The 17,253-nt window shown below is 71.9% G+C and carries 18 protein-coding genes; 9 read left to right on the forward strand and 9 right to left on the reverse strand.

The annotated features are described in order from the left end of the window. Both Dvina_RS05050 and Dvina_RS05055 read left to right on the forward strand, forming a co-directional pair. Positions 1-1,188: a DNA recombination protein RmuC gene (locus tag Dvina_RS05050; protein WP_223101183.1), complete on the forward strand. Its 1,188-nt coding sequence runs from the start codon at positions 1-3 to the stop codon at positions 1,186-1,188. Positions 1,189-1,344: 156 nt separating this feature from the next. Beyond that, positions 1,345-1,704 (forward strand): hypothetical protein, encoded by a 360-nt coding sequence (locus Dvina_RS05055; protein WP_223101184.1) that lies wholly within the window; start codon positions 1,345-1,347, stop codon positions 1,702-1,704. Positions 1,705-1,706: 2 nt separating this feature from the next. On the opposite strand, the gene Dvina_RS05060 is transcribed toward Dvina_RS05055, so the two are convergent. The 6 genes from Dvina_RS05060 to Dvina_RS05085 form a co-directional block, all read right to left on the reverse strand. Then, the gene (locus Dvina_RS05060) at positions 1,707-2,426 is read right to left on the reverse strand and encodes a maleylpyruvate isomerase family mycothiol-dependent enzyme (protein WP_223101185.1); all 720 of its coding nucleotides are present in this window, start codon (positions 2,424-2,426) and stop codon (positions 1,707-1,709) included. 42 nt (positions 2,427-2,468) lie between these two features. Beyond that, the gene (locus Dvina_RS55100; RefSeq protein WP_223101186.1) at positions 2,469-4,397 is read right to left on the reverse strand and encodes a tetratricopeptide repeat protein; all 1,929 of its coding nucleotides are present in this window, start codon (positions 4,395-4,397) and stop codon (positions 2,469-2,471) included. 214 nt (positions 4,398-4,611) lie between these two features. Next, positions 4,612-6,411: an ABC transporter ATP-binding protein gene (locus Dvina_RS05070; protein ID WP_223105337.1), complete on the reverse strand. Its 1,800-nt coding sequence runs from the start codon at positions 6,409-6,411 to the stop codon at positions 4,612-4,614. Then, complete coding sequence (locus tag Dvina_RS05075) at positions 6,386-8,146, reverse strand: ABC transporter ATP-binding protein (RefSeq protein ID WP_223101187.1); 1,761 nt, start codon at positions 8,144-8,146, stop codon at positions 6,386-6,388. The genes Dvina_RS05070 and Dvina_RS05075 overlap by 26 nt, the downstream gene beginning before the upstream one ends. A gap of 43 nt (positions 8,147-8,189) precedes the next feature. Then, positions 8,190-8,630 carry a methylated-DNA--[protein]-cysteine S-methyltransferase gene (locus Dvina_RS05080; RefSeq protein WP_223105338.1) on the reverse strand — a complete coding sequence of 147 codons (441 nt, stop codon included), beginning with the start codon at positions 8,628-8,630 and terminating at the stop codon, positions 8,190-8,192. A gap of 44 nt (positions 8,631-8,674) precedes the next feature. After that, positions 8,675-10,078, reverse strand: a complete 1,404-nt coding sequence (locus Dvina_RS05085) for an AlkA N-terminal domain-containing protein (protein WP_223101188.1) — start codon at positions 10,076-10,078, stop codon at positions 8,675-8,677. 94 nt (positions 10,079-10,172) lie between these two features. On the opposite strand from Dvina_RS05085, the gene Dvina_RS05090 reads away from it, so the two are divergent. Next, entirely contained in the window at positions 10,173-10,727 is a 555-nt protein-coding gene (locus Dvina_RS05090; RefSeq protein WP_223101189.1) for a hypothetical protein, read from the forward strand. Between the two features lie 104 nt (positions 10,728-10,831). Then, complete coding sequence (locus tag Dvina_RS05095) at positions 10,832-11,791, forward strand: TrmB family transcriptional regulator (RefSeq protein ID WP_223101190.1); 960 nt, start codon at positions 10,832-10,834, stop codon at positions 11,789-11,791. 200 nt (positions 11,792-11,991) lie between these two features. On the opposite strand, the gene Dvina_RS05100 is transcribed toward Dvina_RS05095, so the two are convergent. Further along, positions 11,992-12,810, reverse strand: coding sequence for an AAC(3) family N-acetyltransferase (locus Dvina_RS05100; protein ID WP_223101191.1), 819 nt, complete (start codon positions 12,808-12,810; stop codon positions 11,992-11,994). 34 nt (positions 12,811-12,844) lie between these two features. Between Dvina_RS05100 and Dvina_RS05105 the strand changes: the two genes are divergently transcribed. Genes Dvina_RS05105 through Dvina_RS05115 form a run of 3 tightly spaced genes read left to right on the forward strand, consistent with a single transcriptional unit; the run spans position 12,845 to position 15,231 of the window. Continuing rightward, positions 12,845-13,663, forward strand: a complete 819-nt coding sequence (locus tag Dvina_RS05105) for a sugar phosphate isomerase/epimerase family protein (protein WP_246656042.1) — start codon at positions 12,845-12,847, stop codon at positions 13,661-13,663. Between the two features lie 11 nt (positions 13,664-13,674). Beyond that, positions 13,675-14,748 (forward strand): redox-regulated ATPase YchF, encoded by a 1,074-nt coding sequence (ychF, locus tag Dvina_RS05110; RefSeq protein WP_223101192.1) that lies wholly within the window; start codon positions 13,675-13,677, stop codon positions 14,746-14,748. Positions 14,749-14,757: 9 nt separating this feature from the next. Continuing rightward, on the forward strand, positions 14,758-15,231 hold the full coding sequence (locus Dvina_RS05115; protein ID WP_223101193.1) for a phage tail protein: 474 nt from the start codon (positions 14,758-14,760) through the stop codon (positions 15,229-15,231). A gap of 9 nt (positions 15,232-15,240) precedes the next feature. Here Dvina_RS05115 and Dvina_RS05120 read toward each other — a convergent pair whose 3' ends face one another. Together Dvina_RS05120 and Dvina_RS05125 are read right to left on the reverse strand one after the other, a co-directional pair. Next, positions 15,241-15,816 carry a Uma2 family endonuclease gene (locus Dvina_RS05120; protein WP_223101194.1) on the reverse strand — a complete coding sequence of 192 codons (576 nt, stop codon included), beginning with the start codon at positions 15,814-15,816 and terminating at the stop codon, positions 15,241-15,243. 21 nt (positions 15,817-15,837) lie between these two features. Continuing rightward, complete coding sequence (locus Dvina_RS05125; protein ID WP_223101195.1) at positions 15,838-16,155, reverse strand: pterin dehydratase; 318 nt, start codon at positions 16,153-16,155, stop codon at positions 15,838-15,840. 206 nt (positions 16,156-16,361) lie between these two features. Between Dvina_RS05125 and Dvina_RS05130 the strand changes: the two genes are divergently transcribed. Continuing rightward, positions 16,362-16,751: a (deoxy)nucleoside triphosphate pyrophosphohydrolase gene (locus tag Dvina_RS05130; RefSeq protein ID WP_223105340.1), complete on the forward strand. Its 390-nt coding sequence runs from the start codon at positions 16,362-16,364 to the stop codon at positions 16,749-16,751. Continuing rightward, positions 16,748-17,233: a DUF1990 domain-containing protein gene (locus Dvina_RS05135; RefSeq protein ID WP_223101196.1), complete on the forward strand. Its 486-nt coding sequence runs from the start codon at positions 16,748-16,750 to the stop codon at positions 17,231-17,233. The genes Dvina_RS05130 and Dvina_RS05135 overlap by 4 nt, the downstream gene beginning before the upstream one ends. Positions 17,234-17,253: the final 20 nt, after the last annotated feature.

Below are 17,253 nucleotides of genomic sequence, written 5' to 3' on the forward strand. Positions count from 1 at the left end.
ATGCTGAATACCGTGGATCTGGTCCTGCTGATCGTCGGCCTTCTGCTCGGTGCCGCCCTGGGTTGGTACGTCGCCCGTTCCCGCTCGGCCGTCGACCTGGCCAAGCTCGAGGCGACGCTCCAGGCGACCCGGGACGGCGAGGCGCGGCTGGAGGCGTCGCTGCGCAGCCTGACGCTCGAGGCCCGGGGCCAGACCCAGGACGCCGTGGCCGACGCGGTGACGCCGTTGCAGGAGGCGCTGCTGCGATACGAGCGCCGGGTCAACGAGCTGGAGCGCGACCGCGTCGGGGCCTACGAGTCGCTGCGCGAGCAGGTCCGGGCCATGCACGAGGTCTCCGGCGAGCTGCGCACCGAGACGAAGCGCCTGGTCTCGGCCCTGCGCGCGCCCACCGTCCGGGGCCGCTGGGGCGAGCAGCAGCTGCGCCGCATCGTCGAGGCCGCGGGCATGCTGGAGCACTGCGACTTCGACGAGCAGGTGAGCGCGGCCACCGACAACGGCGTGGTCCGGCCCGACCTGATCATCCGGCTGCACGGTGGCCGCCAGGTCGTCGTCGACGCGAAGGCGCCGCTCGAGGCATACCTCACCGCGCTGGAGTCCCCCGACGAGCAGTCCCGCACCGCCCGCCTGACCCAGCACGCCAAGCACGTCCGGGCGCACGTCGAGGCGCTGTCCGCGAAGACCTACTGGACCGCGTTCGAGCCGACGCCGGAGTTCGTGGTCATGTTCGTGCCGGCCGACACGTTCCTGGACGCCGCCCTCCAGCACGATCCCGGCCTCCTCGACCACGCCTTCGCGCGCAACGTGATCCTGGCCACGCCTTCCACCCTTGTCGCGCTGCTGCGGACCGTCGCCTACGCGTGGCGGCAGGACTCGCTGACGACAAACGCGCTCGCCGTCCATCAGACCGGGCGGGAGTTGTACGCGCGGTTGAGCACGATGGGCGATCACCTGAGCAAGGTCGGGACGTCGCTCGCCACGGCGGTGACCTCCTACAACCGCGCCGTCGGTTCACTGGAGGCGCGGGTGCTGGTGACGGCCCGCAAGCTGGCGGAGCTGGGGGTCAGCGGCGACGAGCTGGCGGTGCCGCCGCAGGTGGAGGGCACTCCCCGCCAGTTGCAGGCGCCCGAGCTGGTGGACGACGAATACGAGGCGCTCCTCGCCGCACTGCGCGAGGAGCCGCCGTCCTAGCGGCGCACCGGCACGGCCGGCGCGGGTTGAACTGGGGCGGTGGGCGAAGGGTTCGCGGGCCGTCCGGGTGGAAAATGTCTGACCAAAGGGCGCGATCTGGGGCTCGGTGTCGGGGAGCCGACGGAACCCGGCCGGCTGGGGATCTAGCGTTCGCGCATGTTTGGACTCGGCCGGAAGCCCGGCGCCAATGCGATAGTCGCCCGGGGCGAGATCGTGCACGTCGAGCTCAAGGAGCCGATCGGATACACGGTGCGGGTGCTGGTGCTGCCCGACAGCGGCGCGTCGTTCGAGGCCGAGATCAAGGTGAGGCTGCGCGGGACCGCGGGGCCGATGATCGGCGAAGAGACCTGGGTCCGCTACGAGCCTGCGGCGCGCGGGCGGATCGAGTTCGACCGGGAGCGGATCAAGGATCGCAGCTACGACCGGGTGCGGGTCAATCCGGGGCTGCGCATCGTCGTCGACACGCTGTACCGCTACGGGGACCAGCCGGTAAGCGTGATCGCGACCGCGCGGTAGGGCTACTCGTCCGGGTCCCAGGCGATGAGCCGGTCGAACTGCCCGCCGTCGCCTTCCAGCACCAGGGCGTCCATCGGGATGCGGCAGTACAGGGCCAGGACCAGGTCACTGGCGCTGCCGCGGGCGGTGGCGTCGGCCGGGCCGGCCGGGTCGCGGGCCAGCGTCACGCCGTCCGCGGCCAGGCCGAGGCGCCAGGAGCGGCCCTCGGCGGCCCGGTAGTCGAGGGCCACCGGCCGGTGGGGCCAGCTGTACTCGCCCGCGCAGCACGTGGCCAGGAACTCGTCGACACCGTCGAGCGCCACGGCGGTCGGCAGCGGCTGTGGTGCGCCGGCCGTGAGCTGGGCGTCGTAGGTGTGGACGGCGACCTCCTGGAGCTGGTGGCGGGCCACGGCGCCGCTGGTCTGCGGTGACGCCGAGCGCTCCCACCAGGTCCAGCAGCGGCGGTCGGGGCCGGCCGCGAGCAGCGCGTCCTTGAAGAGCCGGTTCGACTCGTCGAGCCAGGCGAGCGGGTCGGCGGCGGGTGGATGCTCATCGGGGGCGGGGTCGCCGGCGACGATGGCGGCCCACTTGCGGCGGCCCTCGCCCAGGTGCCGGGCCAGATCGGCAAGCGTCCACCCCGGGCACGAGGGCACCGGCGCCGCGAGGCCGGGTGCGCTGTCGACCGCGGCGCGGAAGGCGGCCGACCGGTCGTCGATCAGGTCCAGCAGGGCGCGAAAGTCCACGACTGCTGTCTAGCACCGCGTCCGGACCGCGGACATCGAATTTCAGTAGCGGTGGCTGCCCTGGGCGCCGCGCATCGCCCGCTCGGCCAGGGCCAGGTCGGACGCGGCGGCGCGGGCGAAGGGGCTGGAGGCGCCGAGGAGTTCGGCGTAGACGGCCTGGGCGGCGCGATACTCGGTGATCGCCTCGTCCAGCCGGCCCAGGTCGTGCAGCACGCTGGCCAGGCGGTGCCGGGAGACGGCGGTGTCGAGGTGGACCGGGCCCAGCAGGCGCAGCCGGCTGCCGAGGACGGCGCGGTGCTCCGACTCGGCGTCGTTGAGGCGGCCCGCGTGGTGCAGGGCCGAGGCCAGCAGGCTGCGGCTCATCAGCGTGTCGCGGTGCTCGGGGCCGAGCAGGCGGGCCCGGGCCCGCATGACCGTCTGGTGCTCGTCGATGGCCCGGTCGAGTTCGCCCATGTCCTGGTAGACCTTGGCCAGGTTGCTGCGGCTGATGAGCGTTTCCTGGTGGTTGGCGCCCAGGACCCGGGTCCGCGACTCGAGGACCCGCTGGTGCTCGTTCTCGGCCTTGGTCAGGTCGCCGAGCTGGTGGTAGATGGTCGCCAGGTGGCTGCGGCTGGTAAGCGTGTCGGGGTGGTCCTCGCCGAGGATGCGGACCCGGGCGGTCAGGGCCTCGTCGCACTCGACGAGGGCCTCGGCCAGGCGGTCGAGGTCGCGCAGGACGGTGGCGTGCTGGTCGCGGGCGGTCAGCGTGTCCGGATGGTCCCAGCCGAGGGCGTGGGCGCGGGCGTCGACGATCTCGCGGTACGCCTCCTCGGCCTCCTGCAGCTGGCCCCGCCAGTGCAGGTCCGTGGCCCGCTGCCAGGTCGCGGAGTCGTCGTAGACGCGCGGGGCCGGAGAGGGGCGGCGGCGCGGCTCGGGCGCGGGCCACTCGACCGGGTCCGGCTCGTCGTCGCCGTGGTCGGCGGCCTGGGAGCCGTAGACGGTCGAGGACATCATGTGCGGATACACGTCGTCGTCCATCCGCTGCGGCTGCTGGTGCGGGATCGCCGGCGGCGGTGGCGGGGGCGGCGGCTGCATGACCGGCGGCGGGGCGACGGGGTGCTGCGGCGGGGCCGGCTGGTGGATGGGCGCCTGGTGAACGGGCGGCTGATGCACGGGGGGTTGGTGGATGGGCGGCTGGTGGATGACGGGGCGGCTCGGGATGCGGACGGGCTCGTACGTCTGCGGCTCGTCGTAGCGCGGCTCGAGGTCGTCGAGGATCTCCGAGGGCACGTCGATCGGGGACTCGTGGGCCCGGCGGCGCAGTTCGCGGCGCAGGGAGACGATCGCGTCGGAGATGCCGTCGGAGCGGTCGCCCAGGCGCCAGGCCACGGCCACGACGGGGCGGTCGAGGGCGGTGCTCAGCTGGCGGACCGAGTTGAGGATCGAGTCGTCCGGAGCGGCGTTGATGATGACCAGCGCGGCCTGGAACGAGGCGGTCGGGCCGACCAGCAGCGCCTGGAGGGTGGCCTGCATCCGGGCCATGGAGAACCCGGTGCCGGCGCGGACGTCCACGATGATGTGGGCCTCCGACATGGCGATGGGGCCCAGGAAGTACCCGAAAACGGGTTGGAGTTTCTGTCCTTCACGGCCGGCGGCCTCGTAGAGGGCGGCGTTGGCGCCCTCGTGATAGGCGATGGCCTGCGGGGCGTGGCCGCGGATGAGCTGGACGAAGCGGTCGTAGGCGCCCTCGGCGTCGCCCTCCTGCTGGGCCCGGCCGGCGGAGGCCAGGCGCTCCTCGCGCTCACCGGAGCGGACGTTTATCGTCCCGCCGGACAGGCCCGCGAGTCCGACCAGGACACCCGCGCCGACCAGGGCGGCGGCGCCGGCGGTGCTGCGGAACTGCACGGTCGTCAGCACGCCCAGGGCGACCAGGCACAGCCCGACGAATACGACGAGAAATCGGGTCTGGCCACTCCAGCGTCCGCCAGTCATCGGTCCTCTTCATCCGCACTGCACAAAGATGTCTAAGCCGCAACCGCCGCTGAACCCGAGACGACCCCTCCGAAGATCACTACAGGCGACAGGGTGAGATCCCCAGCGTGACGAGAATCTTCCCACGAACCGATGTATCCACGGTAGATCGACCGCGTGAACCCCGCCATTCACGCGAACCGGCGCTCGTCACTGTCATCTACCCGACAGCGATTCAGAGGAGGGAGTCCCGCCACTGTGCGTGCAGGTCGGCGTAGCGGCCGCCGCGGTCGATGAGCGCCGCGGGCGGCCCGTCCTCGACGATCCGGCCGCCGGACATGACGAGCACCCGGTCGGCGATCTCCACTGTGGACAGGCGATGGGCGATGACCAGGGCGGTCCGTGCGGCCAGGATCGTGCGCAGCGCCTGCTGGACCAGGCGCTCGCTCGGGATGTCCAGTGAGGACGTGGCCTCGTCGAGGATCAGCACTGCGGGGTCGGCCAAGAAGGCACGGGCGAACGCCACGAGTTGGCGCTGGCCGGCCGAAAGTCGTCCCCCGCGCTTGCGAACGTCGGTGTCGTAGCCGTCGGGCAGGGCGCGGATGAACGCGTCGGCGCCGATCGCGGCGGCCGCCGCCTGCACCTCGGCCCGGGTCGCGGCCGGGCGCCCGAACGCGATGTTGTCGGCGACGGTACCGCTGAACAGGTAGTTTTCCTGCGTCACCATCACGATCGCGCGGCGCAGGTCGTCCTCGGCGAGGCAGCGCAGGTCGACGCCGTCCAGGGCGAGCGTGCCCGCCGTCGGGTCGTAGAACCGGGCCACCAGCTTGGCCAGTGTGGACTTGCCGGCACCCGTCGCGCCGACCAGGGCGACCGTCTGGCCGGCCGGGATGTACAGGTCAAGCGGCGGCAGCACGGGCCGGTCGGCCTTGTAGGCGAACTCCACCGCGTCGAACGTCAGTTCGCCGCGCGCCGCGGTCAGTGGCGTGGGGACCGGGGGCTCCGCGACGGCGGGGGGCTCGGCGAGTACCGCCGCCAGCTTCTCCAGCGCGGCCGTCGCGGACTGCAGGGTGTTGTAGAACTGCGACAGCTCCTGCATCGGCTCGTAGAACCGGCGCAGGTAGAGCAGGAACGCGGCCAGGACGCCGACCTCGGTCTCGCCGTGCAGCACCCGCCAGCCGCCGTAGGTGAGCACGACAGCTATCGACACGTTGCCGATCAACTTGATCGCGGGGGAGTAGGTCGCGACCAGCCGCTGCGCGTGCAGGCTGGCCCGGCGGTAGTCGCCGTTGACGGCGGCGAAGATCTCGTCGTTGCGCCGCTCGCGCCGGAACGCCTGGACGGCCCGGATGCCGCCGAGCGACTCCACGAAGTGGATGATGACGAGCGCGATCGTCTCCCGGGTCCGCCGGTACGCCCTCGCGCTGGCCCGCTGGAACCACCGCGACAGCCACAGCAGCAGCGGGAACGACGCCAGCGTCACCAGGGCGAGCGGCAGGTCGAGCCACAGCAGGATGCCGGCCACGGAGAGCACCGACAGCGCGGCCAGCACCAGGTCGTCAAGGGCGCCGTCGGTCAGCTCGGCGATGTTGTCGACGTCGCTGGTGAGCCTGGCGATGACCCGGCCCGACGTGAAGCGCTCGTGGAAGCCGATCGACAGCCGCTGGAGGTGGTTGTAGACGCGGGTGCGCAGGTCGAACAGGACGGCGTTGCCGACCCGCCCGGACATGGCCAGGAACGCCCGGCGGGTGCCGAACTCGGCGAGCGTCGCCACCGCGAACAGGACGGTGACGAGCACCAGCGTCGGCGGGTGGCCGATGCCCCGGTCGATGCCGAGCTTGACCAGGTAGGGCCCGGTCATGCCGGTCAGGTTCTGGGTCAGCAGCAGCACGACGAGGCCGGCGATGGCCGCGCGGTGCGGGCGCAGGAGCGAGCCCAGCAGCCTGCGGCTGGCGATGCGCTGGGTGGGGTCGGGCTCGTCGGTCGCGGTGCCCCGCCACCGTTGCACGTCAAGCGCCACGCAGCACCTCGCGATAGCCGGGGCAGGTCGCCAGCAGCTGCGAGTGGGTCCCGATCGCGGCCAGCCGGCCCCCGTCGAGGAACGCGACCCGGTCGGCCAGCGCGATCGTCGAGGGCCGGTGGACCACGAGCAGCGCCGTCGTCCCCGCGAGCACCGTCGAGAGCGCCGACTCGACGAGCGCCTCGGTGTGCACGTCGAGCGCCGACAGCGGGTCGTCGAGCACGAGGATGCGCGGCCGGCCGACGACCGCGCGGGCCAGCGCGAGCCGCTGCCGCTGGCCGCCGGAGAGGGAGAGGCCCTGCTCGCCGATGCGCGTGTCGAGCCCCCACGGCAGGTCATAGGCGAACCCGGCCTGGGCGATCTCGAGGGCTTCCGCGATCTCCGCATCGGTCGCGCCGGTACGCCCGAGCGTCAGGTTCTCCCGGACGCTCATCGAGAACAGCGTGGGGTCCTCGAACGCGGTGCCCACGATGCGCCGCAGCGAGTCGAGCGTCAGGTCGCGCACGTCGTGCCCGTCGATGGTGATCGCGCCCGCGTCGACGTCGTAGAGCCGCGGCACCAGCGAGACGAGCGTCGTCTTGCCGCTGCCGGTCAGCCCGACGATCGCGACCGTCTCGCCCGGCTGCACCTCCAGGTCGATGCCGCGCAGAATCGGCCGGCCGGGCTCGTAGCCGAAGTGCACGCCGGCGAAGCGCAGCCGGCCCTCCACAGTGGACAGCGCCACGGCGCCGGGGCGGTCCACGATGGATGGGGGTGTGTCCAGCACCTCGTAGATGCGCACCGACGCGCTCATCGCCTCCTGCGCGTTGGCGATGATCCAGCCCAGGATGTCGATCGGCCAGACGAGCATCACCTGCAGCGCCACGAACGCGACGAGCGTGCCGACGGTGAGCCGGCCGTGGGCGACCTGCACGGCCCCGGCGACGAGCACGACCGCGAGCGTCACGTTGGGCACCAGGTCGAACTGCGAGAGCGTGCGGGCGACCATGCGGGTCTTGCCGACGCCCAGGTCGTGGACGTGCCGGGCGCCCCCGGCGAAGTGCTCGCTCATGTGGTCGCGCCGGCCGAACGCGCGGATCACCCGGATGCCCTGGGCGGCCTCCTCGACCCGGGTGGTCAGGTCGCCGATGGCGTCCTGGAGCTCGCGGGAGGCGGCGAAGTACCTGGCGGTGAACCGCCGCACGATCAGGAACAGCGGGATCGCGCTGAGGGTCACGAACAGGCCGAGCGGCCAGTAGAGGTGGATCAGCAGCGCGGAGACGGCGATGTAGGTGGCCAGGTTGAGCACGAAGAAGAACAGCCCGAACGACAGGAACCGCCGGATCGACGACAGGTCGGCGGTCGCCCGCGAGAGCAGCTGCCCGGACTGCCAGCGGTCGTGGAACTCGATCGGCAGCCGCTGCAGATGGGCGTAGAGGTCTTCGCGCAGCCGCGCCTCCATGCCGGCCGACGACGCCGACTGGGCCCAGCGGCGCACGAAGCTCAGCGCGCTCTCGCACACTCCCAGCAGGATCGCGAGCCCGCCGAGCAGGAACAGCCCGCCGGTGTCGCCGTGGCGCACCGGGCCGTCGATGACGTGCTGGATGAGCAGCGGGATCGCGATGCTGGCCGCGGTGGAGAGCACCGCCGCGACCATCGACCAGGCGGTGACGCCGTAGTAGGGCCGCAGGTAGACCCGCATGCGCCAGAGGGCGTTGAACTTGGAGGACGACCGCCGCGCCGGCTGAGGCGGCGCGGCGGTCGTGGTCATGTACCCAAAGTACGTGCGCCGTTACATCGGCGCCAACCGATATTTAAGCCGCCTCGAAGTCGAGCAGCCAGCGCTTGACCGGCAGGCCCCAGCGGAAGCCGCCGAGGGTGCCGTCCAGGCGCAGCACCCGGTGGCACGGCACGAACAGCGCGGCCGCGTTCGTCGCGCAGGCCATCGCGGCCGCCCGCACCGCCGCCGGCCGCCCGGCCCGGTCGGCGAACTCGGTGTAGGTCACCGGCCCGCCCGCGGGCACCTGCCGCAGCACCTCCCACGCGTGCGTGATGAACTGCCCGCCGCGCTGGCGCACCGGGACCTCGTCGATCGCGGTGAGGTCACCGTCCAAATAGGACAGCAGGGCCTTCAGCGGTACGCCCGGATCGTCGCGGTGCTCGACCGCCCCCACGACCCGGCCCAGTGTCATGAGCCCCGGCACATCGGTCGTCCAGCCGCTGGCCAGGACTGCCCCGTCGGCGTCGGTGAGCATCGTGAACGGGCCGGCCGGGGTGTCGGTGGTGGTGAAGTACGTGGTCACGGCATCCTCCAGAGTCGGATGGCGGCGTAGGACCGCCAGGGCCGCCAGCGCTCGGCGTGCGCGGCCAGGGCTTTCGGTGTGTCGGGGAGTCCGGCCGCCCGGGCGCCGCGCAGGATGCCCAGGTCGGTCGGCAGGAACGCGTCGGGGTCGCCCAGGGCGCGCATCGCGGTGTACTGCGCGGTCCAGTCCCCGATGCCGGGCAGCGCCTTGAGCTTCTCGATTGTCTCATTGCGGTCGCCGCCCCCGTCGAGGTCCAGGTCGCCGGCGGCCACCGCCTCGGCCAGCCCGCGCAGCGTCCGGCGCCGCGCCTCCGGCATCGCGAACGCCCCGTCCGGCAGCGCCAGCAGCTCCTCGGCGCTCGGGAAGTATCCCGCATCCGCGGCGATGAGCCTGCGCAGCACCGTTCGCGCGGCGGCGACCGAGATCTGCTGGCCGACGACGGCCCGCACCGCGATCTCGAAGCCGTCGGTGGCCCGCGGCACCCGCACGCCCTCCTCCTTGAGCACCATCGGCGCCAGGGCAGGGTCGGCGCCGAGCACCGCGTCGACGGCGGCCGGGTCGGCGTCGAGGTCGAACAGCCGCCGGCAGCGGGCCACGGCCGGCGCCAGGTCGCGCAGGTCGGTCAGCCGCATCGTGGCCGCGACGTGGCCCTCGCGGATGGCCAGCGTCACCCGTCCGGGGCCGTGCGGCAGGCGCAGATTCCGGTGGTAGCCGTCCGCGTCGAGCTGGTCGATGCCGTCGACGGCCCGGTCGCCGAGGAACGACAGCAGCGCCTCGGCGTGCAGCGGTGCGCGGTACGGCAGCCGGACCGTCACCACGCCCTCGTCGGTCTCGGCGAGCGTGCGCCGCTCGCGCAGCTGCGACGGCGTCCGCCCGTAGATCTCGCGGATCGTGTCGTTGAACTGCCGCACGCTGCCGAAGCCGGCCGCGAACGCGATGTCGGCCAGCCCCAGCCCGGTCGTCTCGATGAGCACGCGGGCCGTCTGGGCGCGCTGGGCCCGGGCCAGGGCGAGCGGGCCCGCCCCCACCTCGGTGCTGAGCATGCGGTGCAGGTGGCGGTCGGTGTACCCCAGCCGCCCGGCCAGCCCCGGCACCCCGTCGCGGTCGACCACGCCGTCGGCGATCAGCCGCATCGCGCGCCCGACGACGTCGCCGCGCACGTCCCAGTCCGGCGAGCCGGGTGCCGCGTCGGGCCGGCACCGCAGGCACGCCCGGAACCCCTCGCGCTGCGCGGCCGCCGCCGTCGGCAGGAACCGCACGTTCTCCCGCTTCGGCACGATCGCCGGGCAGGACGGCCGACAATAGATCTTGGTCGACTTGACAGCGGTGACGAACACGCCGTCGAAGCGCGAGTCACGGCTGGTGGCCGCCTTGCGGCAGGTTTCGAAGTCGAGTTCCACGACTTCCATCCTGCCCCCGTTCCGGTCGGGCGACTGGCGGTTTTCGGACGCCTTACTCTGATGGCCACTGGCGGCGACATTTCTGGGAGTGGCGATGACTGAGCACGCGGGCTTCGGACCGGCCGACGAAGACACCGAGGTCCACGCGGGGCTCGGTGCGGCCGCGGACGAGCCGACAATCGTGAGGGTCGAGGGCGAGCACGGCGAGACCGTCTACGCGATGGACACCGACGGCGACAACGTGGCCGACGCGGCCGCGTACGACGACGACAACGACGGTGTCATCGACCGGATCGGCGTCGACACCGACCACGACGGCACGTTCGACACCGAGCTGCGCGACTCCGACGGCGACGGCCGGATCGACGCGGTGTTCGTCGACACCGATCACGACGGCGACAAGGACGTGGCCGCCCTCGACTCCGACGGTGACGGCCGGTTCGACCGGGTGGTGGCCGACACCGACGACGACGGCATCATCGACACCGACGTGCGCGACACCAACCACGACGGCCGCGCGGACTACGTGGGCCGCGACTCCGACGGCGACGGCCGCCGCGACTACGTGGCCACCGACAGTGACCACGACGGCACGTTCGACACGGTGCACTACGACGACCCGAAGAACAACCCGCTGGCCCAGGCTTGATCAACGGCCGGGCCGGACATCGTTTCACGTAGAACAGGAAGATCTCCTTACGAAACGTGCCCGCCGCTCTCGTGCGAAGCGGCGGGCGTTCGTAGGCTGCGATCATGCCCGACGACACGGAGCTGCTGGACCCGGCCGAGCAGCGTGTGTACCGGCTCCTGGTGCGGCTGGTGGTCGCGGGCGCCGCGGACCTGGCCGACCGTGCCGAACTGCCGCTGGCCGAGGCCGCCCGGCTGCTCGAGTCGCTGCGGTCGAAGGGCCTGGCCCGCGGCGGGCCCGTCTTCGAGGCGCTGCCGCCGGACGTTGCGCTCGGCGACGTGCTGCTGCGCCGGCAGCGGTCCCTGGACTCGGCCCGGCGGGTGGTGGCGGGGCTCACGGAGGAGTATCGGGCGACCACCCGCCGCCGCGTGGCCGACCACCTCGTGGAGATCGTGGTGGGCGCCGCGGCGCTGCGCGAGCGGGTGCGCGACCTGCAGAACTCGGCGCAGGAGGAGATTCTCTGGTTCTGCCGGGTCAACCCGATCGCGATGAGCGGCCCGGAGAACACCGAGGAGGGTGCGGCGCTGGCGCGGGGGGTGCGGTACCGGGCGATCTATGAGCGGGCACTGCTCGAGATGCCGGGCGAGCTCGACGACATCGCCGCCTCCATCCGCCGCGGCGAGCACGCCCGCGTCGTCGACACCCTGCCGGTCCGCCTCGCCATCGCCGACCGCACCGTGGCCATCTGCCCCCTGGTCCCCGACCGCGAGCGCGACGTGGGCGAGCCGACCGCCGCGCTGATCCGCCGGGGCGAGCTGCTCGACGCGCTCGTCGCGCTGTTCGAGGGCTTCTGGGAGCGGGCGACACCGCTGCTGGGCGGCGACGGTGAGCCCGGCGACCCGCTGGGGGCCGACCGGCTGCTGCTGTCGCTGTTCGTGGCCGGCTTCCCGGACAAGTCCATCGCCTCCCAGCTGGGCGTCAGCAAGCGCACGGTCCAGCGCCGGCTGGAGCGCCTCATGATGATGGCCACCGTCGACACCCGGGCCGGGCTGGCCTACGAAGCCGGTCGCCGCGGGTGGCTGTAGGGCCTGTCCACATTGCGCCATGTCCGCATTGCGGCACCTGCCGGACATGTCGCGAGAAAGCTTCGGGATCCAGACTTCTCGGACGGGTGGCCCGGACGATCCCCCTCATCCTTGTCCGCCGCCGCCCCACCCCGGGCCGCGTGTCGCCGTTGAGCCCTCCACCTCAGCGACGCCGCGCGGCCCACCCTGCGGGGCCCGCGTCAGGCGCTGTTGGCGGCCCGCTGGGTCAGCCACTTCGCGGCGAAGTCGACAAGGGCGCGCTGGCGCATCAGGCGGCCCACGCCCGCGCCCACCGGGCCCGTGCGCTCGCCGCCCGTGATCTCGGCGAAGTCGCGGGCCAGCGGCTCGAACAGGGAGGTGTCGTCGTCCAGCTCGCGGTAGGTGACCCACTCCCGCCGCCCGCCGACGAGCATCGGTGAGCCCTGCCGGTGGTACGTCTTCGGGCCGCCCGCGCGGTACTCGGCCAGGTGCAGCGAGGTGTTGTTCGCGTGGCCGACGCCGAGCAGGAGCACCCAGGCGTCGGCGTCGTAGAGGCGGGCCAGCGGCGAGCCCTCACCCAGGCCGTCGTGCAGCTCGTGGCCGTCGGTGATGCCGGGCGCGAGCGGGCCGTGGGCGGCGAAGGAGACGGTGGGGTGGGCGCTTCGCAGTACCCCCGGAAATGCTCGAAAGCACTCGACTGTCGCGCCCATGGAGACCGTCGGGGTCGTGCGGGGGTCGAACGGTGGCGTCTCCGCGCGGATGATGTCCCACCACGGCTCCGGCACCGGCGGGTCGCCCCAGTCGGCGGGCTCGGTCAGGTGGCGCGAGTGGGTCGGCATGACGAGCGTGCCGGCCGGGCCGAGCGCGGCGAACAGGGCGAGCACGACCGCCTGCGCGCCGCCGGCGACCCAGCCCAGCCGCGACAGCGACGAGTGCACGACGACCGTCGCGCCCGCCGGCAGGCCCAGGTCGTGCAGCTGGGCGGTGAGGGTGCGGGTGGTGGCCGGGCGGGTCGAGCGCGCGACGGCTTCGGCTTCCATCGCCACCATCATGCTCGTCCCTAAGATGGTTGTCGTGGTCACGTGGATGCTGTCGGGGTTCGGGGACGAGATCGACCCGGATCCGGCGGTGCAGCTGCCGGTCCTGCTGGCCCTCGGAGCCCGGCACGTCGAGGTCCGCAGCGCGTGGGGCGTCAACGTGGTGGATATGCGCGACGAGGACCTCGCCCGGCTGGCCGGCCTGCTGGAGCGGCACGGGGTCGGGGTGTCGGCCATCGCGTCGCCGATCGGCAAGAGCGGGGTCCACGACGACCCGGCGACCGAGCAGGCGCGCCTGGAGCGGGTGGTCGCGGTGGCGCGGCGGCTCGCGGCGCCATACGTGCGGATCTTCTCGTTCTACGGTGCCGAAGACGCCCGGGATGTCGTACTGCGGCGGCTGCGCGCATTCGCCGACGTCGCCGAGCGCGAGTCGGTCGTGCTGGTCCACGAGAACGAGAAGGCGATCTACGGCGACACCCCCGAGCGGGTCCTGGACATCGTCGAGTCCGTGGGCTCGCCGGCGCTGCGGGTGGCCTGGGACAACGCGAACTTCGTGCAGGTCGGCGTGCGGCCGTTCACCGACGGCTACGCGGCGCTGCGACAGCATGTGGCGTATTTCCAGGTGAAGGACGCGCGCTTCGCCGACGGTGTCGAGTTGCCGGCCGGCCAGGGCGACGGGGAGCTGCGCGAGACCATCGCCGCGCTGCGGCATGACGGATTCTCCGGATTCGCGTCGCTGGAGCCGCACCTGCGCGATCCGGCGTACCCCGATGTGCTCACCGGGCCGCGCCGGTTCGGCGAGGCCGCCCGCGCGTTCGGCGGACTGGCCCGGGAGCTGGATATCGAGCTTGCGTAAGCTGATATGTCGTGGCACTCAGCATCGGCATCGTCGGCCTGCCCAACGTCGGCAAGAGCACCCTGTTCAACGCCCTCACCAAGGGGGACGCGCTCGCCGCGAACTATCCCTTCGCGACAATCGAGCCGAACGTCGGCGTCGTCGGCCTGCCCGACACGCGGCTGGGCCGGCTGGCCGAGCTGTACGACTCCCAGAAGATCATCCCGGCCCCCGTGTCGTTCGTCGACATCGCCGGGCTGGTGCGGGGCGCCTCGAAGGGCCAGGGCCGGGGCAACGCGTTCCTCGCCAACATCCGTGACGCGTCGGCGATCTGCCAGGTCGTGCGGGCCTTCTCCGACCCGAACGTGGTCCACGTCGACGGCAAGGTCTCCCCGCGCGACGACATCGAGACGATCAACACCGAGCTGATCCTGGCCGACCTGCAGACGATCGACAAGGCCCTGCCGCGCCTCGAGAAGGAGGCGAAGGTCCGCAAGGAGCGGGCCGGCGTCGCCGCCGCCGCGAAGGCCGCCGGTGCGGTGCTCAACGAGGGCAACACGCTCTACGCGGCCCGGTTCGACGTCTCGGAGCTCGGTGAACTGCACCTGCTGACCGCCAAGCCCTTCCTGTACGTCTTCAACGTCGACGAGGCCGGCCTGTCCGACGAGGCGTTCCTCGACGAACTGCGCGCCCTCGTCGCGCCGGCCGAGGCGATCTTCCTCGACGCCAAGATCGAATCGGAGCTGACCGACCTCGACGAGGAGGAGGCCCTGGAGCTCCTGGCGTCGATCGGCCAGCCCGAGCCGGGCCTGCACCAGCTGATCCGGGTGGGGTTCCGGACGCTGGGCCTGCAGACGTACCTCACCGCCGGCCCCAAGGAGGCCCGGGCCTGGACGGTCCCGATCGGCGCCACCGCCCCGGAGGCGGCCGGCGTCATCCACTCCGACTTCCAGCGCGGCTTCATCAAGGCCGAGGTGGTCTCGTTCGACGACCTGATGACGGCGGGCTCCATGAACGCCGCCAAGGCCGCGGGCAAGGTCCGCATCGAGGGCAAGGACTACATCATGCAGGACGGCGACGTGGTCGAGTTCAGGTTCAACGTCTAGGAGCGCACCGTGGCCTACGTGGTCGATTTCGAGAACGTCTCCACCATCGGGCTGGAATCCTCGCCCGTGGCCGAGGCGCTGGCCGGCCTGCGCGCCAACGAGGCCCGCTACTTCAAGAACAAGTACGACCACGTGTTCACGGTCCTCACCGTCGGCACCGAGCCGGCGGCCGCGGAGGCGGTGGCGTACGTCCACCGCATCCTCGAGGAGGAGCGGCATTTCACGATCGCCTCCGAGCCCCTGGAGGCGACGTCGTTCGAGGTCGAGGGGGTCCGGTGGACGTACGTCTTCTACGCCTCGGGCCTGGCCGTCAACGTCCTGTACACCGTCGCGGACGGCGGGAAGCGGGCCGTGGGCTTCAAGCTCTCCGACGGGATGGACGTGCCGCCGGAGCTCGCGGACCGCTTCAAGTTCGCCCGTCAGCGCTCGAAGCTGGCCGGCACCATCCGCGGCTCGTTCTTCGTCATCAAGGGCGAGTACTGAGGCAGCCCGTCAGCGGCCGGGCAGCAGCGTGTCCAGGTCGATCTTGATCGCGAACGGCACCTCCGCGCGCAGCTTACGACGGTGGATACCGGTCGCGACATACGCCCCCGTGGGCGTGTCGAGCTCGTAGACGTGCACCACCGGCAGGTCGCCTTCTTGTTCGACGCGCCAGTAGATGGGGATCCCGGCTTCCGCGTATTTGCGCAGTTTGACCGTCCGGTCGCGGTGCGCTGACTCCGGCGAGACCACCTCGACGGCCAGAAGCACTTCGGCCGGCGTGTAGAAGGTCCGGTCGGGAACGAATGGCGCTCTCGAGACGACGACATCGGGCTCGGGGCGATTGCGCTTGTCGAGCCGGATGGTCATCTGCGCGTCGATCTCAACGCCTTCCGGGGCCTGAGCCGTGAGCGTGTTCACCAGTCCGTTGATGACCCGGCCGTGCCATGCCCGCTGAGGCGACATCATGAGGACGAGCGCTCCATCGATCAGCTCGGTGTGGCGCGGCGCCTCGGGAAGCTGGTCGAGATCCTCGGCGTACCACCCCTCCTCGCGGGGCGGGTACATCCAGTCGGGCACCGCGGTCATGGCCACAACCCTAGCAAAAGTCTATGCCGCGCCCGCAATGATGGTTTTGTACAGGTCCTCGATGCGGGCGGCCAGCGTGACCTCGCCGGGGGAGAGGGCGGAGCCGGCCGATGCGGGCACCCGTAAGCGGATCTGCGTGCGCCCGTCCAGGCGGCGCACGTCCGGCCGGACACCCACGGCGTCGGCCGCCACTTTCATTCGCTCGGTGAGTGCCGCATGCTGGGAATCGTCGAGATGCAGCGTCCGGCGGATCTCGCCGCCGTCGTGAGTCCAGCCCTGTAACAGGGCCAGCGCATCGCTGAGATAGTCACGGTGATCGTCGCTCCACCGGGCCCGCATGTCGACCTACCCTCCCACGGCATCGTTGCCGGCTTGTGGCCGATTCGAAGCCTGCCCGTCATCAACGGTGTCTGCAAGTCTGACTAGCAACCGGTGGATCTGTCCACGGCCACTTTTCCCTCGTCTGGTGAACAACAGGGCATAGCCAGCCACCGGAACTTCATGTGGATCTGGCACCCTGGTTGCCCGTGCAGACCGAACGGTTGATGCCACGGATCATCGTGGGGGCGGCGATCATCGCAGACGGGCGGGTTTTGGCGTGCGAACGTGCCCTACCGCCCGAAATGGCCGGAAAGTGGGAGTTCCCGGGAGGCAAGGTCGATCCGGGGGAGACCGAGGTCCAGGCGCTCATCCGGGAGTGCCAGGAGGAGCTCGGCGTCAATGTCGCGGTCGGCGCCCGCGTGGGGGACGATATCTCCATGCTCAACGGGACCGCGGTGCTGAAGGTGTACGTCGCCACCCTCCTCAACGGCGACCAGCCGCTCCCCCTGGAGCACAGCGACCTGCGCTGGCTGGGGTCGAAAGAGCTCTACTCCGTGCCCTGGCTGCCCGCCGACGCGCCGATCGTCACGGCGCTGGAGCCGTTGCTGCCGTGAACGTGACCTATTCCGAGGTCGGCGCGACCCGTGAGGGGCCCCTGCCGGCCGGTTATACGCACGTGACGCGGCGGGTGCGGCTCACCGCCGGGTTCGCCGAGGCGGCCGAGGCGCTCGCGCACTGGCGGCCGCAGCACGGGGCCGGGCTCCGGGTGCGCACCGACGCCGAGCGGGTCGGCCTGGGGGTCGAGTTCGCCTCCGGGATCGGGGCGGGGCCGCTGCGGCTCTGGGTCCCGTGCAAGATCGTGTGGGTCGTCGACCAGCCCAGCCGCTACGGCTTCGGGTTCGGGACGCTCCCGGGACACGTGGAGACCGGCGAGGAGGCGTTCGTGCTGTCCGTCGACGAGATCGGCGACGTGTGGTTCGAGGTGCGCGCGTTCAGCCGCCCGGCCAAGTGGTGGGTGCGGCTCGGTGCGCCGTTCGCCAAGCTGGTCCAGGCCCGGGTCACGGACCGATACGCGGCGGCGATGCGGAGCCTCTGAGACCCCGCATCGCCCCAAGA

This window comes from Dactylosporangium vinaceum (assembly GCF_019904175.1).
Lineage (GTDB): Bacteria > Actinomycetota > Actinomycetes > Mycobacteriales > Micromonosporaceae > Dactylosporangium > Dactylosporangium vinaceum.